The organism is Novosphingobium sediminis (genome assembly GCF_007991615.1).
Classification (GTDB): Bacteria; Pseudomonadota; Alphaproteobacteria; order Sphingomonadales; family Sphingomonadaceae; genus Novosphingobium; species Novosphingobium sediminis.
The window spans coordinates 53,517-80,386 of sequence record NZ_BJYR01000019.1 but is presented as its reverse complement, the minus strand read 5'-3'; the positions used below and the strand labels follow the sequence as shown (position 1 = coordinate 80,386).

Genomic DNA, 26,870 nt, shown 5'->3' with positions numbered 1-26,870 from the left:
TCGACGATGGGCGCCTGTCACGGGAATCGTGACGTGACGGTCCCCTGTTCCGATTGCCGGTCCGGCGTCCATCGTCACCCAGCCCGGCTGTTGCAACCCCAGCCCGTGCGAGAGCGTTGTCTCCTGCGCGTGGCTTTGTTGTCTCGGGCGAACACATTGAGGAACTGACAAGTGTCTCGTCCGATCTTCTTCGATCCCACCGGCCGCCGCCGCCGCCTGACCCGCCGCGGCGCGTTCATCGGGCTTGTGGTGCTGCTCGTGGCCGCGGTGATCTTCGCGACAACCGTGGTGGCGGTCCCTCTCGCCGCGCCGCTCCCGCTGGGCTTCGAACGGCAGGCCCCGTTCCCCCTGAAGACGCAGGTCAGCCGTATCTCACAGCGGCTCGGCCAGCTGTTCGGGCGCCATGCGGCGGTACCGGCGCACAGCGGCGGGCAGGCACTCAGTGTCGGCTTCTACACATCGTGGTCGGACGGCAGCGCGGAGACCCTGCGCCGGCACATCGGCCAGCTCGATTGGGTTGCGCCGACGCTGTTCTCGCTTGGCCAAGGCGGCAATCTGGTCGTCAGCGACGATGCCCCGATGCGCCGCGTGCTGACTTCGGCCCTCCACCACCCGCTGGTCGTGCCAGTACTGCAAAACGCAGCCAACGCCAAGTGGGACGGCGCAGGCGCAACCGCGATCATGGAGAGCCCTGCCCGGCGCGCTGGGCTCATCAGCCAGATCGATGCCGCGCTCGACAAGACGGGCGATGGCGGCGTGATGGTCGACTTCGAGAACCTGCCCAAGCCCGGCATTGCCGCGCTCCGAACGTTCGTTGCCGATCTCCACGCCCGGCTCGCGCCAAAGCACCGCGTGGTTGCGGTGACGATGCCGATCGACGATGCCGACTGGTCAGCCAAGCGCCTCGCCGATGTCGCCGACAAGGTCGTGCTCATGGCCTATGACGAACACTGGCAGGGCGGCGAGCCCGGGCCGATCGCCTCGAACGGCTGGTTCGCCGGCCACCTCACCGATCAGCTCAAGGGGCTGGCCGCCAACAAGGTCATCGTCGCGCTCGGCAACTATGGCTACGATTGGTACAAGGGCCCCCAAGGTCAAACTCGGGCAGATGTGCAGACCGTGGAAGAGGCCTGGCTCTCCGCGCATGACAGCGGCACCACGCCCACCTGGGACAAGGCCAGCGGCAACACCGGCTTCGGCTATCTCGACGATCAGGATATCAACGCAGCCACCCCGTCAGAGCGGCATCAGGTGTGGATGCTCGATGCCGCGTCCAGCTGGAACCAGATGCAGATGCTCTCGCGCCTTGGCGTCGGCTCGGTCGCCTTGTGGCGGCTCGGTTCGGAAGATCCCGGCTTCTGGGACGTGCTCAGGGCATGGCGCAGCGGCAAGGGCGCCGCGCCCGATCTCGGCCAGATCAGGGAGGCCAACAACGTCGACGTCGAAGGCAACGGCGAGATCCTGCGCATCGACGCGACGCCGCAGCAAGGCGCGCGCCAGATCCACTACACCGCCGCTCAGTTCGGCCAGCCCATGCTGATCGACGATGAGCGCTATACCTCGCTCCCGACACCCTATGTCGTGCGCCGCACCGGCGACCGGCCCAAGCTCGTCGCGCTTACCTTCGACGACGGTCCGGACCCCAAGTACACACCCGAAGTGCTCTCGGTCCTCGAGCGCTACCATGTGCCGGCGACCTTCTTCATCATCGGCGAGAACGGCGTTGCCGGGCGCAGCTTGCTTCAGCGCATGGTCGCCGACGGGGACGAGATCGGCAACCACAGCTACACGCACCCCAACCTCGCCGAAGATTCAACCACGGGCGTGCAGCTTGAACTCAACGCCACGCAGCGCCTGATCGAAGCCTATACCGGGCGCTCCACCCGCCTGTTCCGCGCGCCTTACTTCGGTGACGCCGAGCCAACGACGGCAGACGAGATCGGGCCCGCGCTGATTGCGCAGAAGGAAGGCTACACGGTTGTCGGGCTCCACGCCGATCCGGGCGACTGGATGAAGCGCAGCGCCGACGACATCGTTGCTCGCACGGTCGATGCTGTCGAGCACGCCACGCCGGATCGCAGCGCCAATGTGATCCTGCTGCACGATGGTGGCGGCAACCGCGAGCAGACCGTGCTCGCCCTGCCGCGGATCATCGAACGGCTGGAAGCGGACGGCTACCGCCTTGTGCCCGCCTCGACGCTCGCCGGCCTCAAGCGCGATGACGTGATGCCGCAAGTGAAGGGCTGGGACCTCGCTGCGGTGCGTGTCGACGTCGCGATTTTCTCGGTGCTCGCGCTTCTGCTGGCCGCGCTCAACTGGAGCTTCTTCTTTGCGATTGCGCTGGGCGTGATCCGCGCGCTGGGGCTGACCGGCCTGGCCCTCGTGCCTGATCGGCGGAAGGTGCCCGCGCTCGACAATGGCTACCAGCCCATCGTCAGCGTGATCATCCCCGCGTACAACGAGGAACGCGTGATTGAAAGTTCGATCCATCGCATCCTCGCCAGCGACTATCCGCACATGGAAGTGATCGTCGCGGATGATGGCTCGAAGGACCGCACCAGCGCCATCGTGGCCGCAGCGTTCGGGGACAATCCCCGCGTGCGGCTGATGACCATGGTCAACGGCGGCAAGGCTTCCGCGCTCAACCGCGCGCTGGCGGTGGCCAGCGGCGAGATCGTCGTTGCGCTCGATGCCGATACCCAGTTCGAACCGCAGACGATCGCGCGGCTTGTGCGCTGGTTCGAGAACGAGCGCGTCGGCGCAGTGGCGGGCAATGCCAAGGTCGGCAACCGGGTCAATCTCGTCACGCGCTGGCAGGCGGTGGAATACATCACCGCGCAGAACATCGAGCGGCGCGCGCTCACCCGCTTCGGTGCGATCATGGTCGTGCCCGGCGCGGTCGGCGCATGGCGGCGCTCTGCGCTGAGCGATGTCGGCGGCTATCCGGAAGACACGCTCGCCGAAGATCAGGACCTCACCATCGCGATCCAGCGCATGGGCTGGAAGGTCTGCTACGACGAGGATGCGGTCGCCTGGACCGAAGCGCCGGAAACGCTCGGTGCCCTTTCCAAGCAGCGCTTCCGCTGGGCTTTCGGCACGCTGCAGTGCCTGTGGAAGCACCGCTCCGTGCTGTGGGAACGCAAGCCCGCCGGCCTTTCCTTCGTCGGCATGCCGCAAGCCTGGCTGTTCCAGATCCTCTTCGCGCTGATTTCGCCGCTGATCGACCTCGCGCTCGCCGTCTCGATCTTCGGCACAGCCGTCCGCGTCATGCAGCACGGCTGGGCGCAGACGCAGACCGACGTGCTGCGCATGGGGCTCTATTGGGCCGCGTTCACTGCGATCGACCTCGTCTGCGGCTGGGTCGCCTACCGGCTCGACGTGCGCGAGCGGCGCTTCCCGCCCATCCTGCTGCTCAGCCAGCGCTTCGTCTATCGCCAGTTGATGTACGGCGTGGTGATCCGCGCGGTGGGCGCGGCGCTGCAGGGGCTCGGCATCGGCTGGGGCAAGCTGGAGCGGACTGGCCGCGTTTCAGCCGGTCAGGCGTCAGGCGGGCAATCGCAGGGTGGCAACCAGGCCCTTGCCGCCTGAAGGACCGTCAGCCGCAGGATCGCCGAGCATGAAACTGCCGCGATGGAGCCGCGCTACTGCGGCGACCATCGCAAGGCCAAGCCCGCCACCGGGCCGGGTGCGGGCATCGTCGAGCCGGACGAACCGCTCGACCACCCGCGACCGGTCGACCGGCGCAATGCCGGGGCCATTGTCCTCCACCGCGATCTCAGCCCAGAGCGCGCCATCCGCATCCGGCACAGCGCGCGTGGTGACGATGACGGCATCGCCGCCATATTTGAGCGCATTGTCGATCAGATTGGCGAGCGCGCGCGAAATGAGTTCGCGGTCCGCTGGAGCAGTCACCGGCTCCAGCCGCGCTTCGAGCCGCACCTCGGACTGTTCGGCCAGCGGATCGTAAAGCTCGACAAGATCTTCCGCCACGGCTGCAAGATCGAGCGGGCGGCGGCGATCCTCAACGGCGCCGCCTTCGATCAGGCTTATCTCGAGCGCATTCTCAAGCATCGTGCGCAAGGCGTCGGCATCGGCGCGCGCGGCCTGCAGTGCCTCGATCGCGCGCGGCTCCTCGACCCGGGCAAGCGCGAGATCGATGGCCGCCGAAAGCCGTGTGATCGGCGATCGCAGATCATGCGCCAGCGCGCCGGAAACAGCGCTCAGCTGGCCGACCAGCTCGCCGATCCGCTCGGCCATGAGGTTGAGTTGCAGGCGCAAGTGATCGAACCCGTCACCCGTACCTTCGATCGGCACGCGGGCGCCGAAGTTGCCCGAGGCAAGCTCGGCGGCGGTTTCAGCGATGAGATGCGTCCGCCGGCTGATGACGAAGCCGACCACGGCCGCGCTCAGCAGCGCCATCAGCACGGCGACGGCAATGGTGAGCTCCGCCGCCGCGGTAAAGGCGATGTTGATGCGCCGCTCGGTCAGGCTGACCACGCCGACGACCAGCCGATCACCATCGGGCAACTGGCCGACCAGCGCCAGCCCTTCGCTCGGCGGCTGATTGGGTCCGCGTCGTACCACGATGGGTTGCGGCCGGTTTGCCAACGGGATGTCCGGCACCCGCACGAGATTGCTGAGGACCGGTTGCCCCTTGCCGATCAGCGCGATGAACACGGCGGGATCGGCAGCACTGCCACGCCGGGCGGTGATGAACTCCGCCAGCTCTTCGCGCCCCCCGTCATAGTAGGCGGCCAGCAGATCGTCGCGCACATCGACGACCTGCTGTTCGCGGTCGAGCCGCACCACATCGAGCATCTGCCCGCGCAGGAACAGGATCACGAGCGCGCTCGAAACGATCTGCAGAACGAAGATCGCAGTCACCAGCCGCAGCATTGTCGGCGAGAGGCCGCGGCGGACGGTGCGGCGACTGGATCTCAGGACTGCGCGGGCCGGCACGGTTCCGGTCAGTCCGCCGCGAGCCGGTAACCCGCCCCGCGCACGGTGTGGAACAGGGTCTGCTCCTCGCCATCATCGATCTTGCGGCGCAGGCGGCTGATGTGAACGTCGATCACGTTGGTGCCGGGATCGAAATGATAGTCCCACACCGCCTCGAGCAACATGGTGCGCGTCACCACTTCGCCGGCATGCATCAGCATGTATTCGAGCAGGCGGAATTCGCGCGGTTGCAGCGCGATCTTGCGCGAGCCGCGGCGGACCTGCCGGGTCAGGCGATCAAGTTCGAGATCGGCGCAGCGCAGCGTGGTTTCCTGCGCCTGCCGCACCCCCCCGGCCACCCGGCGCAGCAAGGCCTGGATGCGGGCCAGCAGCTCACCGAACGAAAATGGCTTGCCAAGGTAATCGTCTGCCCCGGCGGTGAGCCCTGCAATGCGGTCGTCCGTACTCGCCAGCGCCGAAAGCATGATTACCGGCGTCGACATTTCGGCCGCGCGCATCGCCTTGAGCAGCGTGAGGCCATCCATCCCGGGCAGCATCCGGTCGAGCACGACGAGATCGAATTGACTGTCCGTTGCGAGAAACAGTCCATCCCGGCCATTGCCGGCGTGATCTACGGTAAAACCTTCCTCGGCAAGTCCGGACGTAATGTAGTCCGCGATCTGGGGATCATCCTCGACGAGCAGAATGCGTCCTGCCACTGCGCCATTTCCATGTTGCAACAAAAAAGAAGGCTTGAGACTGCACAATGGAGAGTGCAGCAAGGGGCCGCAAGTGCTTTCCCCGCATATGTTTACGCCGCCCGCACCGCGCGCATAGCGCCGCACCTGAACGCTGGCTTTACGGCAGCGAAATGTTGCTGAAATTTTCCGCTAAGGCATGGCGAAGAATCGCGTTAAGACGCGCGCAAATCGCATCGGACAACCTGCCGGAAAGGGAGGGTTCGGGGCGATTTTGCATTGATCAATGCCGGTGCGCGATGACGCGGCGCGCTGGACCTATTACCACACGGGCACCGTTCGCCACCCTGGCGGCGCTCCCCATGCCGGATGACGAGATACCGATGGACAGTTCAACCCCGATCGCCCGCACCGTGAAGTCTGCGGCCAAGAGCATGGCAAACCTCCTTGCCACGGCCGCCCCGGCGGCCTTGATGGCTGGCGCAAGCCCCGCCCTTGCCGACACCACCGTCAGCACCGCGACCACAACCCCGCTGGTGACTTCGGCCGCCGGCGCGGTGACCATCGCCAAGGACGGCACGATCAAGCTCGACACCGGCACGGCCGTGACAGTCGATGCATCGAAGGACGTGACGGTGCAGACCGGCGGCACGCTCGACATGGGCGCAGGCAATGGCGCTGCGGGCATCGTCGTGCAGAGCGGCACGACCTCCAACATTTCGAACGCCGGCACGATCCAGGTGCTTGAAACCTTCACCCCGCCTGATGCCGACAGCAACGGCATCCCCGAAGGCGCCATTGCGCAGGCGACCGGGCGCTATGGCATCCGCGTCGCCCCCGGCGGCACGGCCACCGGCTCCATCTCGAACACCGGCACGATCACGGTCGATGGCCTCAATTCGGCAGGCATCGCGGTCGATTCCGCGCTGACTGGCTCGGTCACCAACACCGGCACGATCAAGGTCAAGGGCGACAACTCGGTCGGTATCCGCACCGGTGCGGTTTCGGGCAACGTTGCGGCGGGCGGCACCATCGGCGTCGTCGGCAGCGGCACGCAGGCGCTGGTCGTGGACGGCGACGTTGGCGGTCTGGTCAAGATCAACGGCGGCCTTTCGCAATCAGCCTCCTACACGGCGGACAGCGGCGCCACGCAGAACCTGCCGCGCAGCGCGCTGTCCACCGGCAAGGCTGCCGTGGAAATCAACGGCAACGTGGCGGGCGGCGTGATCGTTACGACCGCCTCCGGCAGCGGCACGACGGCGGAAACCACCGGATCGATCCAGTCCGTGGGCAATTCGCCTGCGCTTCAGATCGGCGGCACCCGCGACATCACTATCGGCGGCGGCACCACCACCAACGGCACCTATTCGCTGGGCATCGACGGTAGCGTGGGCGCGACCGCGACCTTCAGCTCAACCAATGCCTCGGCCGTGGTGATCGGCGGCAAGGGCGGCAATGTCACGCTGACCAAGGGCATCGCCGTGAACGGCAGCGTGACCGCGACGACGGTCGATGCGGGTGCGGTCGGCATCCTCATCAATTCGGGTTCGACGGTCGGCACGCTCTACAACAACGGCACGATCAGCGCCGTCATCAGCCAGCCGGGCATCGGTTCTTCGGCGGCGATCAAGGATCTGTCCGGCACGCTGACCACGATCAACAACAACAAGACCATCTCGGTGACGGGCTCGAGCGAGGACCAGCTGGCCGCGATCGACGTCTCGGCCAATACCTCGGGCGTGACGATCAAGCAGTATCTCAACAGCACTGATGCGGCATCGCAGACGACCGACAAGGCAGCGACTGGCTACGATCCCGATACCGCCAAGGTCTACACCTCGATCAAGGGCAATATCTACACCGGCAGCGGCAACGATACGCTCGACATCGGCTCCGGCACGGTGACCGGCAACAGCTTCCTCGGCGCCGGCAACGACAGCGTGAAGCTGGCGGATGACGCCAAGTATACCGGCAACGTCGATTTCGGCAGCGGCACCGCCTCGCTCGCGATGACGGGCAACTCGCGCTTCACCGGCACCTTGATCCTCAACGATCAGGTCGGCACGCTCACCCTTGCCGACAAGGCGATCTATCGCGGCACCGTCACGGGCGGTTCGCAGCTCGCCGTCAGTGTGGCTGGCGGTACCTTTGGGGCCAACTCGGCGACCACGACAACGATCAAGTCGCTCGATGTTGGTGCCAGCGGCACGCTGGGTGTCTACATCGACGGTGCTACCGGCACTTCGTCCAAGCTCGTCGCCGATACCGCCAATTTCGCCAGCGGCTCAAAGATCTCCGCCAAGGTCACCTCGCTAGCGAAGGCGGAAGGCACCTACACCGTGCTCAGCGCGGGGACGCTCACGGGCGGCTCCAATGTTGCCAGTTCGGCCCTCAACCTGCCGGTGCTGTTCAAGGGCACCGTCGCAGCTGTCGGCAACGACGTGACGCTGACGATCGCGCGCAAGTCGGCCAGCGAAATCGGGCTCAATGCCCCGCAATCGCAGGCCTACAACGCAATCCTCGCCAATGCGGCGAAGGACACGCTGCTGCAATCGAGCCTGCTGCAGGCGGCTGACACTGCCACGCTGCAGACCCAGTTCAACCAGATGCTGCCGGATTACGCCGGCGGCTCGCTCGATCTGCTTACGCGCGGCACGCGCCTTGCCGCGCGCCGGATCGATGACGATTCGAGCTGGTTCACGATCAGCAATGCCGGTGCCTGGATCGAGCCGATCTACTTCAAGGGCAAGAAGACGGCTGGTGCCACCCAGGGCTACAGCAACAGCGGCGGCGGTCTCTCGCTCGGCTTCGAGAAGGCTTTCGGCTTTGGCCATGTCGGCGGCTCGTTCACCTACTTCTCCGGCAACTCGACCACCGACGCGACGCAGAAGGTCAAGGTCAGCGATATCGAGATCGCCGGCTTCTGGCGCCTCGCTTCGGGTCCACTCTATGCCTATGCCCGCGTCGGCTATGGCCGCCCCTCGTTCACTTCGACCCGCACCTTCACCGGCACGGTCGATAGCCAGCAGTTCGGCTACAGCGCGAGCGGCAAGTGGAAGGGCACGCTGATTTCTGCGGCAGGCGGTCTGTCCTACGCTCTCCCCATCGGCGATCACTTCAAGCTGAAGCCGCGCGCTGCGTTCGAATACTTCCGCCTCAAGGAAAACGGCTACACCGAAACTGGCAACGCGCCGCTGGCGCTGACGCTGGCGAGCCGTACCAGCACTGTCGCCAATGCCAAGACCACGCTGGTGGCCAGCTGGAGCACGGCAGCGGGCGACTATGAAAACCGTCCCTTCACCATCGAAGTGGAAGGTGGTCGTCGCAGCCGCATTTCGGGCGAAGTTGGCGATACCGTAGCGACGTTCAACCGCGGCGCGACGAGCGGAGGCGATAGCTTCACCCTCACCGGCGAACAGCTGCCTTCCGCATGGGTCGGCGAACTCAGCCTGATCCAGGGCGGGTTGGACTATACGTGGAAGGTCAGCGGCGGCTACGAAAAGCTGCAAGGCGGCGGCACTGGCTATTCGGCCCGCGCCTCGCTCGCGATTGCGCTGTAAGGCGCGCTCCAGAAACGAGTAATTGGGAGGGGGTGGCCGCAAGGCCGCCCCCTTTTCGCATCAGGCCGGCGCAAGCACCTTCTGCGCCTGGAACCACGGCACGAGCCGCGCGATGGCTTCCTCCACCAGCGGCGTAGAAACCGCAAAACTGAAGCGCACGAAGCGGTGGCCGTCGACCGGATCGAAATCGATCCCCGGCGCGGTGGCGACGCCGGTTTCCTCGAGCAGGCGGATGCAGAACGCCATCGAATCCTGCGTCAGATGGCCGACATCGGCATAGACGTAGAACGCCCCATCGGGCGGTGCGATCCGCGCGAGCCCCATCGACGGCAGCGCCGCGAGCAGAAGATCCCGGTTGCGCGCGTATGTCCGCACATGCCCGTCCAGTTCCTCGCCGCAATCGAGCGCGGCGAGCCCAGCATGCTGGCTGAGCGACGGCGGGGTGAGGAAAAGATTGCCCATCCGCGCGCGGGCCTGGCCGATGAGATCCTCCGGCACGACCAGCCAGCCGAGCCGCCAGCCGGGCATGCTGAAATACTTGGAGAAGCTGTTCACCACGATCGCCTCGCGGTCATAGGGCAGCATCGATCTTGCCGGCGCACCATAGGTGATGCCCTGATAGATTTCGTCCGAGACGATGCGGATCCCGCGCGTGCGGCACACCTCGGCGATCGCGGCCATTTCCTCGGGCGGGATGACCGTGCCGGTGGGATTGGCGGGGCTGGCGATGATGACGCCATCGGGCGCGGGATCGAGCGCGGCGAGCGCCGCGGCGGTGATCTGATAGCCGACTTCGGGGCCGCACGGCAGTTCGACCGGCTCGATCGACAGCGCGCGCAGGGTGTTGCGATAGGCGACATAGCCCGGCCGCGCGATCGCGACGCGGGCACCGGGGCTGAACCGGAGCGAAAGCGCGATGACCAGTGCGGGCGAAGCGCCGCAGGTCAGCACGATCTGCTGCGGCGAGACGGCGACCCCCGTGGTCTCCTCCATGTAGCGCGCCAGCCGCGCCAGCAACTCAGCGCTCTCCCAATAGCCCTTGTCCTCCTCGTCCAGCACCGCGCGCGCACGGGCAAGCGCCGCAGAGGGGGCGCCAGTCGAAGGTTGGCCATACTCCATGCGGATGACCGAGCGGCCCTCGGCCATCAGGCGCTGGGCGATGGTGGAAATCGTGATGGCGTGAAAGGGTTCAAGTTGCGGTGTCATGGGGCCGACCTAGCACCGGGCAGGTAATGGCGCAAAGTCGCTGCAGTTGACAACGGCCGGCGCGCGGGCGAGCCTTGCCGCCAGATCCGGGCGAAATGCCGCACCGGGCACCGCGGGAGAGCCAGACATGTCCACCACATCCGCCGGCGCGGGCGCGCCGCCGCAGCTGCCTCTTGGGCAGGCCGCCATCGTCACGCTGGGCGTGATCGTCGTTATCGCGGGATTCGTCGCGCTTGGCGCGTGGCTCCATGTGACGCCGCTCTACGCGGGCTTCCTGCTGCTGTGGGCATGGTCGGCGCTGCACCAGCTATCGATGAAGGCGCTGCCGGGGGCGCTCATCGGTGCTCTGACCGGCGCAGGCATGAGCTTCCTGCTGCAGACGGGCGCCGCAACCGGCAACACCCCGCTGATCCTGCTCGCGCTCGGGCTGATGATCGTCGCGGTGTTTCTCGTCGTCGCGGGCCGCGCGGCACTGGTGTGCAACCAGAGCACGATGCTGTTCATCACCGTGCTCAATGCGCCGGTGATCCAGGCCGGCGAGGATTTCCGCCAGGTCATCATCGCCATCGCGCTCGGCGCGGTCTGGTTCGGCGTGGTCGCGTGGGTGATCAGCCGGATCGTGCCTGCGCCCGAACCGGCTGCGGTATCCTAGCAGGTCGCTACGGTCTGCGCTGGCGAGGGATTGTAGATCTGCGTCAGATCGCGATCGTCACGCACATAAAGCGCGGCTTCCTTGCGGATCACCTTCGAGGGAATGACGCTGCCGAGGAAGAACGGCTTGTAGTCGTAGGCGATCTCCACGAACATGATCGCGGTCCCGGCATCGGCGGTCATCTTCGTGGTGGCATAACCCATGCCCGCAAACGAGGTGCCGGTGGCGCCAGTGCCCTGAACACCATAGCGCGAGGCCCACGTGTTCTTGCCCCAGCAGCGCTGCCAGGCGATCCACTGGCCGCCCGAGCCGTTGACCTGCAGGCTCGAAAGAATGACGCGACCACGGGTGGGGATCTGGAGATCCTCGCCCTGCAGCGCAGCAGCGCGGAACACCTGGTTCACGTCGAATTCGCGGAACTGCGGCGCGCCGTTGACCTGCGTCTGCTTGGCGCGGCTGGCGTTGTCCGCCACGGTGATCGCGAGCTGGTTGAGCCGCACGTGGATCAGCGCGAGGTTGACCACTTCGACCCCGGTCAGCGTAAGTCCCATGAGGAACGGCATGGCAAGGCCAAGCTCGACCGCGCTCACCGCACCGGTGCTTTGCGCAAGACGCGCGAAGAAGCGGCGCAGGCGCTGTGCTGCCGGAAAAGCCCGAGGGGCGCTGTGCATCAAGGCGGACATACTGAAACCCCCGTGCGGGTAGACTGGGTCGCAAAGGGCTGGTTCATCAGAATGGTTGTCTGAGGAACCGTCTGATACTCCGGCAGGCCGAAGAACTTGGCGAAACCGAACCACTGCTTGTAGGTGACGGTCACGGTGTAGACGACGATATCGTTGGCGCCGCCAAGTCCGGACTTGCCCATGTCGGCGTCCCACACGCTGTTGCCGTTCATATCGACAAAGCATTCCTTGTTATCATAGACGCCGTTGCCGTTGGTGTCCGTGAAGTCCTCCGGCATGCCGACAGAGGTGAAGTTCGAGTAGTTCTTGCGCGTGAACGTAACGCTCGCAGTCGGCATGACGTAGAGGATCGATTGCTGCACAAGCGAATCCAGCGTGGCCGAAGTGGTCTGCCCGCTCTGCATCGACGATTTGCGCGCGGCAGCATTGATCGAGCCCGTCAGCACGGTGCGTACATAGTAACCCTGCGCAACCTGAAGCGAGCCGAACACCACGAGGAACAGGATCGGCGCCGTCATGCCGAACTCGACCGCGCTGACGCCGCGCCTGTCGTGCAGGAGCGAGCCGCGCCGCAGGGGCCGGTTGCGCAGGCGGCGCAAGGCAAGCCGCAGGGAATGAAGCGCCATCACTTGTTGATCCGCAGGTCGGCCACCTGGCCGGCAATGAACTTGAACGTGTTGGTGAGCGCGGTCGTGTCGCTTGCATAGTACGCGCGCCCGGCCGTCGCGCAGGTCGTCATCTGCGTGGTGAGCGAGGTGCCGAAGCCGATCAACCACACGGTATAGCCAAGGTTCTTGGCCTTGGTGCAGGCCGCGAGGAAGCGGTTGTTGTGATAGTTGATCAGCGTGCTGCTGCTGGTGCCGCTCGGCGCAACGCGGTTGTCGTAAAGCTCCTGACCATAGGCGCTGTAAGCCGTGGTCGTCGGCGCCATCTCACCGTCGGTCATGAAGATGATGTGGCGGCTGACCGAGGGATACTTGACGTTGTCCGCGTTGACGTTGGTGGCGAAGATACCGCTTGGGCTGCCGAGGCGCGCGCCCCAGATCATGCCGATATCGTGATAGGTGCTGCCGGAAGCCACCAGCGTGTTGATGTAGTTGTCCAGCCAGGTCGGCACCACGGCCGGGTTCGTCGTATCGACCTCGGCGAACAGCGCGGCCTTCGGCGGGCACTGCGAACTCACGCGATATGTGTCGCTTTGAAGGCTCGTGACGGTGCGCGAGGTGGTGTTGCTGCTGCCGCGATACCATTCCACGTCATTGAGGTTGAGTTTCCAGCGCGTCGCGTCGCTGCTCGGCACCGTATCGATGTCGAGGTCGGTCGCGCCGCTGGGCACGGGATTCATGGCGAGGTTCTGGACCGTCTGGCGCTCTTCGATGCATCCGTCCCAGTTCGCCGTGGCCGTGGTGAGGCCGGTAACGCCCGTCGTTCCATTGAGCGCAGCAAGTGCGATCATGTCGTAGGTTCCGGCGGTGGGAACCGTTGCGTTCGAGGCAATGTTCGTCACGACAGTGTTGTTGCCAAGGCCCTTGAAGCCAGTCACGTCGAGCGTGGTGTTCTGGAAGGTCCAGTTGGTAAACTGGTAGCGCGTTTCGTAGGTCGTCGTCGTAACCGACTTGTTGCGTACGCAGGTGCCCTTCGCGCTGCTGCCGCTTCCCGAGACCTTTGCCCACGATCTGTAGGAATAGGTCGTGGAGATCGTATCGGCAGGCGCAGGCCCTCCGCTGGTCACGGGGTTGCTGCCAGTGGTCGGGTATTTGTTGACGCCGTAGTTGTTGCACTGCGTCTGGGTAATGGTCGAGCCATATGTCTCGGTAGTGGCAACCGGCGAATCTGCCGTGCCGACATAAACCGGCGTGTTGAAGTTCGCGAGCGCGGTCTGGAAGGACTGGGTATCCGCGAAGTAACTCGTCGGCATCTGCCCGGCCGCCACGATGCCGCCCATATTCACCGTTGCGGTATAGGGCACGAAGCCGAAGCGGATGCGCGTGTTGGATTTGTCGACCACGGCATTGGCGACAGTCGTGTAGAAATTGCGGAGCGCCTGGCGCAGCCCCATGATCTTCGATGTGCTGCTGCTGTTGCAGCTGGAACCATCGGGGTTGCAAGCCATCGAGCCGGTCGTATCGAGCACGAACATCACGTCGGCGCTCGCCATCTGCAGTTCGGCGCTGCACGCCACGGTGAGCGTCATCGACTTGAACCCGAAGATGCCCATCATCACCGTGGGCATGGCGGTGGACGCCGTGCCGCTGACCGAGCCGGTCCCGCTCGATTCCGTGGTGAACGTGACATTCTGGGAATTGGTGCCAAGCGGGTTGAAGTTGAAGTCGAACATCTTGTTCGCCTTCGCCGTCTCCGAGGTGCCGTAAGTACCCGAAGTCGCCATGGCCTTTCGGCCCGCCAACACGCCCGCGTCGCAGGCGTTCTGCAGGCTGGTCTTGGTCATGTAGGCGCGCGCCATGTCGGTGCCGCTGCCGACAAGGGCCACCATCAGAACGATCGTGGCGAGGGCGATGCCCATCGTCGTGCCCGCCGTATCGCGCAGCAGGCTTCCGATCAGGACGCGCATCGCGGCGCGGATGTGGCCTTCCGGTGCTTTCGATCGGCGCGGCATCTGGCAACATTCCTCCAACAGACCGGCCTCATCGGGCCGAGGACTGTTTGCGATGCACCGCGAGTCAGCCGCAAAGGACAGACAGCAGGCATACGCACAGCCCGAGTCTCGTCCATGCAGCCAAGGCGCCTTCCAAATCGTAAATTTGCACAAAAATGGCTCTCGAACGCCCTACGTAATTGCCGCAGGCGGAGCATGCTGAATGGTAAACGGACGAAAAGACTCGCGCTGAATCGCCAGCGCATCGACCCATGCCGCGCCTTTGATTCGGGAACTGCCTGAGGCCTGGCAACAAATGAGAATCATGCTTCCAGCTTGAGGATTGCACTGCAGGCCCTGCGCATGGCACCATGCCCGCGGGATGTGGGGAAAGGGGATAAGCGCATGGCTTGCTGCGCATTCGCCATCTATCTGGTGAGCCTTGTGCTCTGGCCGCTGCGCCGCATGTTGCGCCTTGGCCGCGAACCGCAGTGGCAAGCTGATCCCGCCGTCGAGTGGCGCCCCGGCGCACCCGCCACGCCGCGCCGGCCCAGCGTGCTGCGCCGTGCGCTTCAGACCCTCCTGCTGGCGCTCGGCGGCACCGCTGTGCTGGCCGGAACGGCCGCCGTCGCGGCGCCGCAGCAGGCCCGGTCTCTCGAATCCGCCATCCATGCCTCGATCTGCGGGGAACTGCCATGACCGCTGCCACGCTGACTTTCGCCCCCGAACGCCTGCCCGAAACGCGCGGGAAGACCGGCCCCGCCACCGCACGCATCCAGCGCCGCACGTGGACGATCTGGCTTGCGATGGTCGCGATTGGCGCGCTGCCTTGGGGGCTTGGCATGGCGCCTGGCTGGCAGGCCGCTGGCCTCGGACTCTGGCTACCCGGCGCAGGTTTCCTTGCGCTGGGCGGCTGGTGGAGCGTGCTGATCGTGCCCACGCTGGTGCTGTTCCTTGCCTCGCTCGTGGCGTGGTTCTGGGCCGGTGCGGTCGTCGCGCCGGTCACGGTGTGGCTCGGCGCTGCGGCGATTGCCGGGAGCCTCGCCGGCTCCGCACCGACATGGCAGGGCTCGCCATTCGTCGCCGCTGGCCTTGTCGCCGCGGTGGGCCTCTCCTTCCGCGCCCGCAATCGCAAGGCCGCGCTGGCGGGTGCCGAGACCGCCCGCAAGCGCGAGGCCTTCCTTCCTGCCTCGCTGGCCGAAGTCAGCGCGATGCAGGCTGCTCAGCCCGATCCGGCGAAGCGCGAGCTGACGCCCGATCAGATCGCCCGCCTGCGCTATCTGCTCGACCGCACGCTCCAGCCGGTCGAGAGCTTCGATGGCTTCACCATCATCGACCAGTTCCAGCCTGCCGCGCTGCGCTACCAAATCAACCACATGGGCTTCGCGCTCGCCGTCGCGCAGGCGAACTACCTACCCAGCTTCGCCGGTTACATGCGCACCGCGCAGCGCAATCTGATCGCCAAGTACCTCGATCGGCGGGTATGGGATTACTGGGTGCTCGAAAGCTGCTGGGGCCACCTCAACTTCACCGACTGGGATCCGGCGGCGCGCGACAACATCATGCTGACGGGCTGGTTCGGCGCGCATGTCGGCGGCTACATGCTGGCCAGCGGGGACACGAGCTACCTCGAACCCGGCAGCCTTACCTTCCGGCTGAGCGACAAGCGTGCCTGGCCGCATGATTTCCGCACGCTGATCGGTTCGGTGAACAGCAATTACGAGACCGCCGAGTTCGGGCACTACGCCTGCGAACCCAACTGGATCTACCCGATCTGCAACCACTACGGCATGCTCTCGCTGACAACGCATGATGCCCTGCTCGGCAGCGATCTCGTCGGCCGGCACTTGCCCGCATGGCTGCGCGGGCTGGAAACCGAGTTCACCGATACCGCAGGCTCCACCGTCGGTCTGCGCTCGCAGTATACCGGCCTGCCGGTGCCCTTCCCGGTCGGCGAGGCGGGCTATGCCTTCTTTGAAAACGCCTTCCTCCCTGCCCGCGCGCGCCAGCAATGGGCCATCGCGCGGCGCGAGATCGAACCGCTGCTGGCGCAAGACGACGCGGGCGAATGGCTCGCCATGCCAGGCGAAGGGCTCGATGCGGGCAACTATCGCCCCGGCCACGGCGGCATGCTCTCCACCCTACTCGTCGCGGCACGGGAATTTGGCGATACGCGCATGGCTGACGCCGCGCTCGCCGCGCTAGAACGCGTGTGCATGCCCGCGATCGACGATGGGGTGCACCGCTATCGCAAGGCCTCCAACATCGCCAATGCCACCGCCGTCCTTGGCGCGCTGATGGAGACGGGCGATTTTGGCCGTACCTTCACGCAAGGCGCGCCGCGGACGTGCCTTGCCGGGCCGAAGATCGAGGCCGCCGCCTATCCGGACGTCCTCGTCGCCCGCGCGTGGAGCAATGGCACCGGGCTCGAGGCCGTCTTCTATCCCGGCAAGGGAGAGGGTGTGCAAACCATTCCGGTCAGCGGCCTTGAACCCGGACGCTGCTACACGGCGAGCGGTGCTATGGATGCAGAATTCGTGGCCTCCCCGGCAGGCGAGGCCACGCTCAGGGTGCGCATTTCGGGCCGCACCGAACTCGTGATCGAACCGGCCTAGGGAACCAGCACGACCTTGATGCACTCCCCGCGAGCCTGCGCGGCGATTGCCGCGTTGATCTCAACGAGCGGGAAAGTGCGGATCAGCCTGTCGAAGGGGAACCGCCCCGCCGCGTGATGCGCCAGCAGTTCGGGAATGAACTGCTGCGGGTCGCTGTCGCCCTCGATGATGCCGATGATCCGGTGCCCCGGCGTCATCAGAGCGGCGATGTTCACCGAAATCGCCGCATCCGCGCGCGATGGCACGCCGACAAGGCCGATCGCGCCATGGCTGCCCAGCGCGGCCAGCCCGCCTTCGATGACCGCCGGAATGCCCGTCGTATCAAACGCGAAGTCCAGGCCCGCCGGCACGATCTCGCGCAAGGCGGCGGCAAGGTCCGGCGCATCAGCCGGATCGATCACATGCGTCGCGCCAAGTTCCAGTGCGATGGCGCGGCGCGCTGCCACCGGTTCCACCAGCACGATGGTGGTGCAGCCCTGAATCACCCCGCCCATCACCGCCGCAAGGCCGACCGGCCCGCCGCCGAACACCGCAAGGCTCGATCCAGCCGGGCACGCGAGCGAGCGCATCACCCCGCCGGCGCCGGTCTGGAACCCGCAGCCGAGTGGCCCCAGCAATTCGAGCGGCGCAGACGTTTCGCCGACTTTCACGATATTGACCGCGCGCGTCACGGTCAGCGCAGAGAACGAGGACTGGCCGAAGAAGTGCGAGGTTACCCGCGCGCCGTCCTTGGCATAGGCAGTGGAGCCATCCTCCAGCCGCATCCCGGCGTAGTTGAGCGGCACAAAGTTCTGGCAATAGCTCGGCAGATGTTCGGCACAGCGCGGGCAGGCGCCGCAGCTCGAAAAGCCGATCACCACCTTGTCGCCCACAGCAAGCCCGCTGACGCCCTCGCCCACCGCCTCGATCACGCCCGCACCTTCATGGCCCAGCACGCCCGGCAGCGCGAAGGGCGCAAGCTGATCGCGGAACACGAGATCGGTGTGGCACAGCCCGACCCCTTCGATGCGCACGAGGACTTCGCCGGCGCGCGGCTCGTCGACCGTGATCGGCTCGACGGTGAAATCTCCGCCCGGCTCATAGGCCACGGCTGCCATGGCTTCGCGCATAGTCTTACTCTCCCTTTGCCCGGCTTTCCTGCTGGCGGTAGGCGCTCGGCGTCGTCCCGAACCAGCCCTTGAAGGCGCGGCTGAAATGGCTCTGGCTGGCAAACCCGGTCGCCTCGGCGAGGTGCGCAAGGCTGAGCTCGGTTTGCACCAGCATCTGCTGCGCCTTGTCGAGCCGCGCCTTGAGCACATAGTGATGCGGCGAAATGCCGGTCGCCTTCTTGAACACGCGGCAGAAATGCGAAGGGGTGATCCCCGCCATCGCCGCCATTTCCTCCAGCGGATAGTCTCCTGCCGGATCGGCGAGGACGCGGTTCATGATGCGGTGCAGGCGGTAGGCGGAAAAGTCGGATACCGGGATTTCGGCCGGATTGCCCCCAGCGGGCGGGCCGGAGAGGATATGGGCCTTCAGCGCATTGACCATCGCCGCGACATAGGCCGTCCGCTCTTCAGCTTGCGGAGCATAGAGTTCGGCAAGGATCTGGCGGGTCAGCGCGACGCCAAGTGGATCGGCAAAGGCAAAGCGCATGCGGCTGAACTGTTCGGCAACGGATTGCTCCGCCAGAACCGCCGAATTCATCGACAGCGTGACCACATCAAGCTCACCATCGACGAGCCAGCCAGTCGGCATGCCTGCCGGCACGATCGTCGCGCAGCCTGGGATCGAACTTGTCTCGGTCCAGCCATCGCGGTCCCAGGTCTTCACTTGCGGCTTCCCCGCGACATGCACCGTGAAGATCGGATCAGGCAGTGCGGGCAGCGTGTAGCTCCCCACGAACTGGCGCCACCGGCACAGGGACCAGCCTTCGCCGATCGAACCCATCTCGACATCCGGCGAACGGCCAAGGACATCGCAGATGATTGCCTTGTTGTCCCACGCGGGCGTTCCGCGTGCGCCGAGCTCTGCCATCACGCTCCCACCAGACGCGCCTCCAGTCGCTTGAACCCGGTGATGAAGTTCGAGCGGACCCGGGCTGGATCGTCGACGATTTCGAAGCCGCGAACATGCCGCGCGAGCGCACCGAAGGCCAGCCGCAATTGCATTTCGGCAAGGCGCGAGCCGACGCAGACATGCGTGCCCGAACCGAAGCCGACGTGCGCCTTGATCTGCCGCGTCACATCAAAGCGATCGGGCGCATCGAACACTGCCTCGTCGCGGTTCCCGCTCGGGTAGAACAGCACGACCTTGTCCCCCGCCCGGATCCGCTTGCCGCCAAGCTCGGTATCGCGCGTGGCGGTGCGGCGCATATGAACGACGGGGCTGGCATGGCGCACCATTTCCTTCGCCGCGCCGGCAAGCAGGTCAGGATTGCTGCGGAGCATGTCCCACTGCCGGTGATCGCGCGCGAAGGCGATCACGCTGTGGTTGAGCGAATTGCGCGTCGTCTCATTCCCGCCGACAAGCGCCAGCACCAGATTGCCGACGAATTCGCCGAGCGGCATCGGCTTGCCGTCAATCACCGCATTGGCGAGCAGCGAGGCAATGTCCGGCCCCGGCTCCTTGCGCCGCGCATGATAGAGCTCGCTGGCAAAGCCCATGAATTCGCCCAGCACCGCACCCATCGCTTCGGGCGACTGGCGCAAGTCCGGATCGTCCTCACCGATGAAGGCATCGGTCCAGCGGTGCAGATCGCGCCACATTTCGCCCGGTAGCCCGAGCAACTCGGCCAGGGTCAGCAGCGGCAGCGGCACGGTGAAGCGGCCGAGGAGATCCACCGGCTCATCCAGCGGCAGGTCCGCCAGCAGGCTTTCCACGCGCGCTGCAATCCGCTCCTCGATCCCCGCGATCCGGACCGGGGCCAGCGCAGGCATCACGAAAGCCCGGTAGCGCGTGTGATAGGGCGGATCGCGCGAGATGAACGGCACGCCGATGGCCGCCTCGCCCGCACCGGCAAGGCCCGTCTCGTTCTCGTTGAAGATGCGGTGGCCGCCATTCTCGTAAGCGGACGAGAACAGGTCCGGCTGGCGCGAAACGGCTACGATGTCGTCAAACCGCAGCACCGCCCAGAAGCCGGTCCCTTGCGCCTGCTCGTTCCAATAGACCCCGTCCGCCCGGCGCAGCTCGGCAAGGGCACCATAGGGCACCCCGCCGAGGTAGAGATCGGGATCGGCAAGATCGATCGCGCCCATCGCCTCAGAACCCAAGCCGCACGCTCATCCCGTAGGTCTGCGGTGCCGCCGGAACGAGGAAGTTGTAGGGGAAGCCCGCCCCGCGCAGATCAAGCCCGTAACCATATGTCTTGCGCTGGAAGAGGTTGTTCGCGAACGCACGCACCGTGACCCGCTTGTTCGACCAACTGAGCGCGGCATTGGCCTTGGCATTGGCGCCCTGCTGCAGTTCGGCATTGACCTGCGGCGAACCCGCCACGTTGGTCTCGTTGAAGGGCGAGAAGAACTGGCGGCTCGAATAGGCGACGCTCGGCGCGAACGTCACCGTGCCGCCCGCGAGGTCCAGCGCATCCCAGCTCATCGCAAACTGCCCGGTCATGCTCGGCGCAAAGGGCAGGCGGTTCCCCGACAGATCGGTGCCTTGCAGCGTCAGATCCTTGTACTTCGAATGGAGCAGGCCAAGCGAACCATCGAAGCGCAGCCGGGCACTGGCCTTGAGGCTCGCTTCCAGCTCCAGCCCATAGACCTCGGACTTCGGCGCGTTGACGAGGAACGAGACCGGCCCCGCGCGCGTGTCCTGCAACTGCTGGTTGGTATAGTCGTAGTAGAAGGCGCTGATCGCATAGGTCAGCGCACGGTCCAGCGCACGGCCCTTGATCCCGGCCTCGAAGGCATTGACCCGCTCGGGCTTGATATAGCCGATACCCGCAGACGAGGTGTAGCCGCCGCCGTTGACCGCCCCGGCGCGGTAGCCGCGGTTGTAGCTGACAAACAGCAGCGTGCCGTTCGCCAGCGTGTAGCTCAGCGCGGCGCGGCCCGTCAGCGCGTTGTTCGTGTCCTTCAGCGCAAAGCGGGCATTGGCATCATAGGCGCAGGTGCCCGGAACGCCCGGGCACGGCACCGTCGTCGCGATCGGGAAGTCAGGCGCCCCCACCGCGCCCACGAAGAGGTAGGCGAAGGCATCGTCATAACGCGACTTGTCCTTCGTGTAGCGCGCGCCCAGCGTGAGCACGAGGCCGCTGGCAAGATCGATATCGGCCTGCCCGAACACCGCGTAGCTGCGCCGGTTCTGCCGGTAGTGCTGGAAGAACCCGCCCGCCGGTGGCAGCGGCAGGTTGAAGCGGTTGTCGGTGACATTGCGGTCCCAGCCATAGAATAGCCCGCCGACAAAGCTCAGCCCCTTGGCCGTGTAGTTCGCGCGCAGTTCCTCGCTGAACTGGCGGTACTGCGAGCGCCAGTTGATATCGAGGATGTCGAGCGGCGCGCCGTCCGCAGCCTGCTGCAGGTTCTGCTGGCCGCCATCGTAGGACGTGATCGAGGTGACTCGGAGGCTTGAAGAAAGGTCGAGCGCGACGTTGGCAGAGAAGCCCCAGGCATCGGTGCGGTTCTCGCCGACGCGGTTCTCGTTGGTCTCGAAGAAGCCCAGCCCGGTGCGGAACACGCCAAGCCCGTGGACCGCGGCCTGAGTTCCCCGGTCGCGCCCGCCATAGGCTCGCAGGGTGACATCGAGCGTCTCGGTAGGCTTCAGTCGCAGCGAGGCGCGGCCCTGCAGCGTATAGGTCGACATCGGATCACGCCCGCCCGCGAACAGATTCTTCACCTGCCCATCGCCCTTGGCATAGTTCACCGCGACGCGCAGGCCCGCCTTGTCCTCGGCCAGCGTGGTTTCGATCGCGCCTTGCGCGGTGACCAAGTTGTAGTTGCCGTATCCCGCCTCGACATAACCGTTGGCACCCGAGAGCCCGGGCTTTTTGGTGATGAAGTTGATCGCGCCGCCGGTCGTGTTGCGTCCGAACAGCGTCCCCTGCGGCCCGCGCAGCACTTCGACGCGGTCGAGGTCGAACAGCCCCATGCCGTGGCTGGTGCGCGGGGCGAGGTACACGTCATCGAGATAGACACCGACCGGCGAGGCCTGGTTCGAATTGTATTCGTTCGCAACGCCGATCCCGCGCAGCGAGAAGTTGGGCTGGGTGCGGCCATAGGGGCTGTTGATCTGCAGATTGGGCACGACATCGCCGAGCTGTGCGGAATTGCTCACGCCGCGATTGGCCAGCGCATCGCCCGTCACCGCCGTGATCGCGAGCGGAACATCGAGCAGCGATTGCTCGCGCCGCTGCGCCGTCACGATGATCTCGCCCGAATTGGCGGCCTCGCCGCTCCCGGCATCCTGCGCCAGCGCAGCGCCCGATTGGCCCGCCACAAGTGCAAACGCCAGAACGCGCGTCAAACCCATACCTGACATGGTCATCTCCCCGGATATGCCCCCTTTCCGGGGCCTTTGACGGGGAGAGTAGGCATTCAGGTAGCCAAAGGCTTTAGACCGCCTTGCGCCGATTTTTGACATTTCTTGCGCTCAGACGGCAAGCCCGGCTGCAGAAAGGATGCAGCTACCTGTCAATGAAAGGCGGGGAGATGGAGGCCCGAGCCGGAATCGAACCGGCGTAAACGGATTTGCAGTCCGGTGCGTAACCACTCCGCCATCGGGCCCCGATGCGCATCAGCGTGGAACGGCGCGGTTAGCCGAGCGCCGGTTCCGCCGCAACGGGATTCTTTCGGATTTGCGTCCCCTGGCCCTCAGGGATCGACGAAATCGGCGGCGCGCTTCTCCATGCCGGCGCGCACGGCCTCGATCTGGTTGCGCGAATACATGAGTTCGTGCTGCGCCACGCTCTCCGCCATGAGGATCTCGTCCTCGTTCATGTGGGCAGTGCGATTGGTAAGCAGCTTGGACCCGCGCACGGCGTGGGGGCTCTTCCCCGCGATCTCGCGCGCGATAGCCATGGCGCGGCCCAGCGGATCGGGATCGGCATGGGTCGCAAAACCGAACGCCGCAGCCTCGGTGCCGTTGAATTCGCGGTGCGTGTAGGTCAGTTCGCGCAGCACATCATCGCGCACGTTGCCCCGCCAGAGGACATAGCCGGCCATGTCGGGCACGAGGCCCCACTTCACTTCCATCACGGCCATGCGCGCATCGGGGTGGGCGATGCGGATATCCGCACCACTTGCCACCTGCAGCCCGCCACCGAAGCACACGCCGTGAACCGCCGCGATCACCGGCATCGGCAGCTTGCGCCAGACCATCGCCGCCTGCTGCGCCCGGTTGGCATTGCCGTGGGTGCGGTCGGTCAGGTTGCCGCCACTGCCCCAGCGATCCGGGTTGCCCATGCTCGAAAGATCGAGCCCGGCGCAGAACGACCGCCCTGCGCCGGAGAGAACGACGCTGCGCACACCCTTTTCGAAATGCAGGTGGGTGCCCGCAGCGATGATCCCGTCGAACATCGCATCGTCGAGCGCGTTCATCTTGTCCGCCCGGTCGAGCAGGACATGGGCAACGTGGTCTTCGATGGTGATGCTGACGCGATCGTGGAACTTCATCTTGGTCCTGCCCCCGTTATGCTGGTTATGCGGCGCTGGCGTTGACGCCCATGCTGGTGAGATAGCGGCGGATGTTCCGCGCTGCCTGACGCAGGCGCTGCTCGTTCTCGACCATGGCGATGCGGACATAGCCCTCGCCGTCCTCGCCATAACCGACGCCCGGCGCGACCGCGACTTCGGCGTGGGTGAGAAGCTGCTTCGAGAATTCGAGACTGCCCATCTCGCGCAGTGCCGGCGGCAGCGGGGCCCAGGCGAACATCGAAGCGCGCGGTGACGGGATTTCCCAGCCGGCACGGCCAAACGCCTCGACCATCACGTCGCGGCGCTTTTGATAAAGCAGGCGGTTCTGCTCGACGATATCCTGCGGCCCGTTGAGCGCGGCGCACGTCGCCGCCTGAATCGGCGTGAACGCACCGTAATCGAGGTAGGACTTCACGCGGGTCAGCGCCGCAATGAGCTGCTTGTTGCCCACCGCGAAACCGACGCGCCAGCCGGCCATCGAGAAGGTCTTCGACATCGAGGTGAACTCGACCGCAACGTCCTTCGCGCCCGGAACTTCGAGGATCGAGCGGGTCGGCTGCCCATCGAAATAGAGCTCGGAATAGGCAAGGTCGGACAGGACCCAGACCTTGTTTTCCTTGGCCCACGCCACGAGGCGCTCGTAGAAGGCGAGGTCGACCGTCTCGGCCGTCGGGTTCGACGGGTAGTTGACGATGACGACCGACGGGCGCGGCACGCTGTAACGCATCGCACGGTCGAGCGCTTCCCAGTAGCGTTCGTCGGGCGTGGTCGGCACCGAGCGGATCGTTGCCCCGGCGATGATGAAGCCGAAGGTGTGAATCGGGTAGCTCGGGTTCGGCGCGAGCACGACATCGCCCGGCGCGGTGATCGCGGTGGCGAGGCTGGCGAGGCCTTCCTTCGAGCCCATCGTCATCACGACTTCGGTCTCGGGATCAAGCTCTACGTTGAAGCGGCGGCCATAGTAGTTGGCCTGCGCCTTGCGCACGCCGGGGATACCCTTCGACGCCGAATAGCCGTGCGCATCGGGCTTCATCGCCACTTCGCAAAGCTTTTCGATGACATGCGCGGGAGGCGGGAGATCGGGGTTGCCCATGCCGAGATCGATGATGTCTGCACCGCGCGCGCGAGCGGCGGCCCGCATCGCGTTCACTTCGGCGATGACATAGGGCGGCAGGCGCTTCATGCGGTAGAATTCTTCGGTCACGGTGGTTTCTCGCACTCCATAGGTCCGGCAAAAGCACCGAACCAGCACGCCCCTTACGACAATCGTTGCCCCGTGGGAACCGGAAGGGATCACAAGCAGCCGAATCGGCGCTATAGGCACCACAAGCGCAACAGGGACTGGGACCACCATGGCTGACGCCGCAACACCGCCGGAAAATCCTCTCAATTCCTCTATGGATGCCGGGGTGATCGAGGATCTCATGCGCCAGCAGGGTGAGGCGATGCAGTCCCTCTTCGCCCCGTTCCTCCCCACTGCATCGACTCCCCTGCCCAATCTGGCGTCCGATCCCGCCGCCATGCAGCACTGGGCGATGTCTGCCGCGAAGTTGCAGAAGATGTGGCTCGATTTCGGGGCCGAACAGGCCGGGCAGGTCGAACCGGTGATGGCGCGCATGGCTGATCCCGCGCGTTGGACCGGGATGTTTTCCGAGTGGTACGCCGCGCTGCCGATCTCGCAGACCGAAACGCAGGCCAAGCTGTGGGAAGACGGGCTGGAGCTATGGACCAAGGTGCTTGGCCGCTATGGCATCGGCCCCGGCGCGGCGAAGGCCGAGGACACGCCGCTGCCGCGCAAGGACCGCCGCTTTGCCGATCCGCGCTGGGCCGATCAGCCGTGGTTCGCGCTGCTGCACCAGACCTACCTGCTGCTCTCGGAAAAGCTGACCGCGATGGCTGCCGACGTGAAGGGCCTGCCGCCCGAACGCCAGCACCAGGTGCAGTTCTTCACCAAGATGGTGGTCGATGCGCTGAGCCCGGCCAACTTCCCGATGACCAATCCCATCGTGATCGAGCGCACGCTCGAAACCCACGGCGAGAACCTCGTGAAGGGCGCCGAGCACCTGCTTGCCGATATGCGCAAGGGCCAGCTCACCCACACCGACCCCGAAGCCTTCGAGCTTGGCCGCAACATCGCGGTTACGCCCGGCAAGGTGGTCCACGAAACCCCGCTCTATCAGTTGATCCAGTACAGCCCCGCGACCCCCGATGTGCTCGCAGTGCCGCTGCTGATCTTCCCGCCGTGGATCAACCGCTTCTACATCCTCGATCTCAACCCCAAGAAAAGCTTCATTCGCTGGGCGGTCGAACAGGGGCTCACGGTCTTCGTCGTCTCGTGGAAATCGGCCGATGCCTCGATGGCCGACGTTGTCTGGGATGATTACGTGCTGGCGCAAGTCGAGGCGATCGACGTGGTGCGCGAGCGGCTGGACGTGCCGCAGATCCACACGATCGGCTACTGCGTCGCCGGCACCACGCTGGCCGCAACGCTCGCGCTGCTCGCGCGGCGCGGCGAGGCGGACAAGGTGCGCTCCGCCACCTTCTTCACCGCGCAGGTAGATTTCGAAAAAGCGGGCGATCTCAAGTCGTTCATCGACGACAGCCAGATCAAGCTGCTCGAAAGTTTCGTCACCGACGGCTACCTCGACGGGCGCTACATGGCCGCCACGTTCAACCTGCTGCGCGGCACCGATCTCATCTGGAACTACGTCGTCAGCAACTACCTGCTGGGCGAGGACTATCCGGCGTTCGACCTGCTGCACTGGAACGGCGACACCACCAATCTTCCGGCAAAGTGGCACAAGGCCTATCTCGAAGACCTCTACCGCGACAACCGGCTGGTCATGCCGGATTCGCTGGCGATCGATGGCACCCCGATTGACCTCAGGCTGATCGAGACACCCTGCTACATTCAGGCCGGGCGCGAGGATCATATCGCGCCGCCCGAAAGCGTGTGGAAGCTGACGCGGCTGCTGTCGGGTCCGTGGCGGTTCCTGCTCGCCGGCTCGGGCCATATCGCCGGGGTGGTCAATCCGCCGGATGCGGGCAAGTACCAGTACTGGCGTAACGATGGCGCAGCCACCACGCTTGCCGAATTTATCAGCGGCGCGCGCGAGACGAAGGGCAGCTGGTGGCCGGACTGGATCGAGTGGATCCGCGAGTCGGATGCCGCCACCGTGCCCGCCAAAGGCAAGCGCGTGCCGGGCGGGCGCGGCGATGCGGTGATCGAGGATGCGCCGGGCCGCTACGTCAAGACCCGCTGAAGTCCGCCAAAAACCGGTAAAGCCCCGCCATTCTGGGGACTTCTTCCC

General features: G+C 65.6%; 18 protein-coding genes and 1 tRNA gene. 6 read left to right on the top strand and 13 right to left on the bottom strand.

Annotated elements, in window-relative coordinates; translation table 11 throughout:
* Positions 1-171 precede the first annotated feature (171 nt).
* Positions 172-3,588 (top strand): glycosyltransferase, encoded by a 3,417-nt coding sequence (locus tag NSE01_RS14635; protein ID WP_147160387.1) that lies wholly within the window; start codon positions 172-174, stop codon positions 3,586-3,588.
* Here NSE01_RS14635 and NSE01_RS14630 read toward each other — a convergent pair.
* The gene (locus tag NSE01_RS14630; protein WP_246135222.1) at positions 3,544-4,959 is read right to left on the bottom strand and encodes a sensor histidine kinase; all 1,416 of its coding nucleotides are present in this window, start codon (positions 4,957-4,959) and stop codon (positions 3,544-3,546) included. The two genes, NSE01_RS14635 and NSE01_RS14630, sit on opposite strands and share 45 nt — an antisense overlap.
* An 8-nt stretch (positions 4,960-4,967) precedes the next feature.
* Positions 4,968-5,657 (bottom strand): response regulator transcription factor, encoded by a 690-nt coding sequence (locus tag NSE01_RS14625; RefSeq protein ID WP_147160386.1) that lies wholly within the window; start codon positions 5,655-5,657, stop codon positions 4,968-4,970.
* A 362-nt stretch (positions 5,658-6,019) separates the two neighbouring features.
* Here NSE01_RS14625 and NSE01_RS14620 point away from each other — a divergent pair, with 362 nt between their 5' ends.
* Entirely contained in the window at positions 6,020-9,196 is a 3,177-nt protein-coding gene (locus NSE01_RS14620) for an autotransporter outer membrane beta-barrel domain-containing protein (RefSeq protein ID WP_246135221.1), read from the top strand.
* 60 nt (positions 9,197-9,256) lie between these two features.
* Here NSE01_RS14620 and NSE01_RS14615 read toward each other — a convergent pair whose 3' ends face one another.
* Positions 9,257-10,402: a pyridoxal phosphate-dependent aminotransferase gene (locus NSE01_RS14615; RefSeq protein ID WP_147160385.1), complete on the bottom strand. Its 1,146-nt coding sequence runs from the start codon at positions 10,400-10,402 to the stop codon at positions 9,257-9,259.
* 127 nt (positions 10,403-10,529) lie between these two features.
* Between NSE01_RS14615 and NSE01_RS14610 the strand changes: the two genes are divergently transcribed.
* A complete protein-coding gene (locus tag NSE01_RS14610; protein WP_147160384.1) occupies positions 10,530-11,054 on the top strand; it encodes a hypothetical protein in 525 nt (174 codons plus the stop codon).
* Here the strand turns inward: NSE01_RS14610 and NSE01_RS14605 are convergent.
* The 3 genes from NSE01_RS14605 to NSE01_RS14595 are packed head-to-tail and all read right to left on the bottom strand — an operon-like array spanning position 11,051 to position 14,354.
* On the bottom strand, positions 11,051-11,737 hold the full coding sequence (locus NSE01_RS14605; RefSeq protein WP_147160383.1) for a TadE/TadG family type IV pilus assembly protein: 687 nt from the start codon (positions 11,735-11,737) through the stop codon (positions 11,051-11,053). The genes NSE01_RS14610 and NSE01_RS14605 overlap by 4 nt on opposite strands.
* Positions 11,725-12,363: a TadE/TadG family type IV pilus assembly protein gene (locus NSE01_RS14600; protein ID WP_147160382.1), complete on the bottom strand. Its 639-nt coding sequence runs from the start codon at positions 12,361-12,363 to the stop codon at positions 11,725-11,727. The genes NSE01_RS14605 and NSE01_RS14600 overlap by 13 nt, the downstream gene beginning before the upstream one ends.
* Positions 12,363-14,354 (bottom strand): TadE/TadG family type IV pilus assembly protein, encoded by a 1,992-nt coding sequence (locus NSE01_RS14595; RefSeq protein WP_147160381.1) that lies wholly within the window; start codon positions 14,352-14,354, stop codon positions 12,363-12,365. The genes NSE01_RS14600 and NSE01_RS14595 overlap by 1 nt, the downstream gene beginning before the upstream one ends.
* Before the next feature lie 384 nt (positions 14,355-14,738).
* Here NSE01_RS14595 and NSE01_RS14590 point away from each other — a divergent pair, with 384 nt between their 5' ends.
* Positions 14,739-15,032: a hypothetical protein gene (locus NSE01_RS14590; protein WP_147160380.1), complete on the top strand. Its 294-nt coding sequence runs from the start codon at positions 14,739-14,741 to the stop codon at positions 15,030-15,032.
* Positions 15,029-16,948 carry a linalool dehydratase/isomerase domain-containing protein gene (locus NSE01_RS14585; protein WP_147160379.1) on the top strand — a complete coding sequence of 640 codons (1,920 nt, stop codon included), beginning with the start codon at positions 15,029-15,031 and terminating at the stop codon, positions 16,946-16,948. Before NSE01_RS14590 ends, NSE01_RS14585 begins: the two co-directional genes overlap by 4 nt.
* Here NSE01_RS14585 and NSE01_RS14580 read toward each other — a convergent pair.
* The 7 genes from NSE01_RS14580 to NSE01_RS14550 all read right to left on the bottom strand — a co-directional run bounded on the left by NSE01_RS14580 (position 16,945) and on the right by NSE01_RS14550 (position 24,763).
* Positions 16,945-18,057, bottom strand: a complete 1,113-nt coding sequence (locus tag NSE01_RS14580; RefSeq protein WP_147160378.1) for an NAD(P)-dependent alcohol dehydrogenase — start codon at positions 18,055-18,057, stop codon at positions 16,945-16,947. The genes NSE01_RS14585 and NSE01_RS14580 overlap by 4 nt on opposite strands.
* A gap of 4 nt (positions 18,058-18,061) precedes the next feature.
* On the bottom strand, positions 18,062-18,964 hold the full coding sequence (locus tag NSE01_RS14575; protein ID WP_147160377.1) for a helix-turn-helix domain-containing protein: 903 nt from the start codon (positions 18,962-18,964) through the stop codon (positions 18,062-18,064).
* Positions 18,964-20,199 carry a cytochrome P450 gene (locus tag NSE01_RS14570; RefSeq protein WP_246135220.1) on the bottom strand — a complete coding sequence of 412 codons (1,236 nt, stop codon included), beginning with the start codon at positions 20,197-20,199 and terminating at the stop codon, positions 18,964-18,966. Before NSE01_RS14570 ends, NSE01_RS14575 begins: the two co-directional genes overlap by 1 nt.
* On the bottom strand, positions 20,189-22,405 hold the full coding sequence (locus NSE01_RS14565) for a TonB-dependent receptor (protein ID WP_246135219.1): 2,217 nt from the start codon (positions 22,403-22,405) through the stop codon (positions 20,189-20,191). Before NSE01_RS14565 ends, NSE01_RS14570 begins: the two co-directional genes overlap by 11 nt.
* Positions 22,406-22,576: 171 nt before the next feature.
* Positions 22,577-22,650: transfer RNA gene (locus NSE01_RS14560), tRNA-Cys, on the bottom strand.
* A gap of 87 nt (positions 22,651-22,737) precedes the next feature.
* Positions 22,738-23,538: a crotonase/enoyl-CoA hydratase family protein gene (locus NSE01_RS14555; protein ID WP_147160375.1), complete on the bottom strand. Its 801-nt coding sequence runs from the start codon at positions 23,536-23,538 to the stop codon at positions 22,738-22,740.
* A gap of 25 nt (positions 23,539-23,563) precedes the next feature.
* Positions 23,564-24,763 (bottom strand): LL-diaminopimelate aminotransferase, encoded by a 1,200-nt coding sequence (locus tag NSE01_RS14550; protein ID WP_147160374.1) that lies wholly within the window; start codon positions 24,761-24,763, stop codon positions 23,564-23,566.
* A 148-nt stretch (positions 24,764-24,911) separates the two neighbouring features.
* Between NSE01_RS14550 and NSE01_RS14545 the strand changes: the two genes are divergently transcribed.
* Positions 24,912-26,822, top strand: coding sequence for a PHA/PHB synthase family protein (locus NSE01_RS14545; RefSeq protein WP_147160373.1), 1,911 nt, complete (start codon positions 24,912-24,914; stop codon positions 26,820-26,822).
* Positions 26,823-26,870: the final 48 nt, after the last annotated feature.

Excerpts from the sequence above, each read along its gene's own strand:
- NSE01_RS14585 (WP_147160379.1), top strand. The coding sequence starts at position 15,029 with ATGACCGCTGCCACGCTGACTTTCGCCCCCGAACGCCTGCCCGAAACG.
- NSE01_RS14615 (WP_147160385.1), bottom strand. The coding sequence starts at position 10,402 with ATGACACCGCAACTTGAACCCTTTCACGCCATCACGATTTCCACCATC.
- NSE01_RS14555 (WP_147160375.1), bottom strand. The coding sequence starts at position 23,538 with ATGAAGTTCCACGATCGCGTCAGCATCACCATCGAAGACCACGTTGCC.
- NSE01_RS14605 (WP_147160383.1), bottom strand. The coding sequence starts at position 11,737 with ATGTCCGCCTTGATGCACAGCGCCCCTCGGGCTTTTCCGGCAGCACAG.
- NSE01_RS14575 (WP_147160377.1), bottom strand. The coding sequence starts at position 18,964 with ATGGCAGAGCTCGGCGCACGCGGAACGCCCGCGTGGGACAACAAGGCA.
- NSE01_RS14590 (WP_147160380.1), top strand. The coding sequence starts at position 14,739 with ATGGCTTGCTGCGCATTCGCCATCTATCTGGTGAGCCTTGTGCTCTGG.
- NSE01_RS14580 (WP_147160378.1), bottom strand. The coding sequence starts at position 18,057 with ATGCGCGAAGCCATGGCAGCCGTGGCCTATGAGCCGGGCGGAGATTTC.
- NSE01_RS14610 (WP_147160384.1), top strand. The coding sequence starts at position 10,530 with ATGTCCACCACATCCGCCGGCGCGGGCGCGCCGCCGCAGCTGCCTCTT.
- NSE01_RS14545 (WP_147160373.1), top strand. The coding sequence starts at position 24,912 with ATGGCTGACGCCGCAACACCGCCGGAAAATCCTCTCAATTCCTCTATG.
- NSE01_RS14565 (WP_246135219.1), bottom strand. The coding sequence starts at position 22,405 with ATGTCAGGTATGGGTTTGACGCGCGTTCTGGCGTTTGCACTTGTGGCG.
- NSE01_RS14620 (WP_246135221.1), top strand. The coding sequence starts at position 6,020 with ATGGACAGTTCAACCCCGATCGCCCGCACCGTGAAGTCTGCGGCCAAG.
- NSE01_RS14595 (WP_147160381.1), bottom strand. The coding sequence starts at position 14,354 with ATGCCGCGCCGATCGAAAGCACCGGAAGGCCACATCCGCGCCGCGATG.
- NSE01_RS14600 (WP_147160382.1), bottom strand. The coding sequence starts at position 12,363 with ATGGCGCTTCATTCCCTGCGGCTTGCCTTGCGCCGCCTGCGCAACCGG.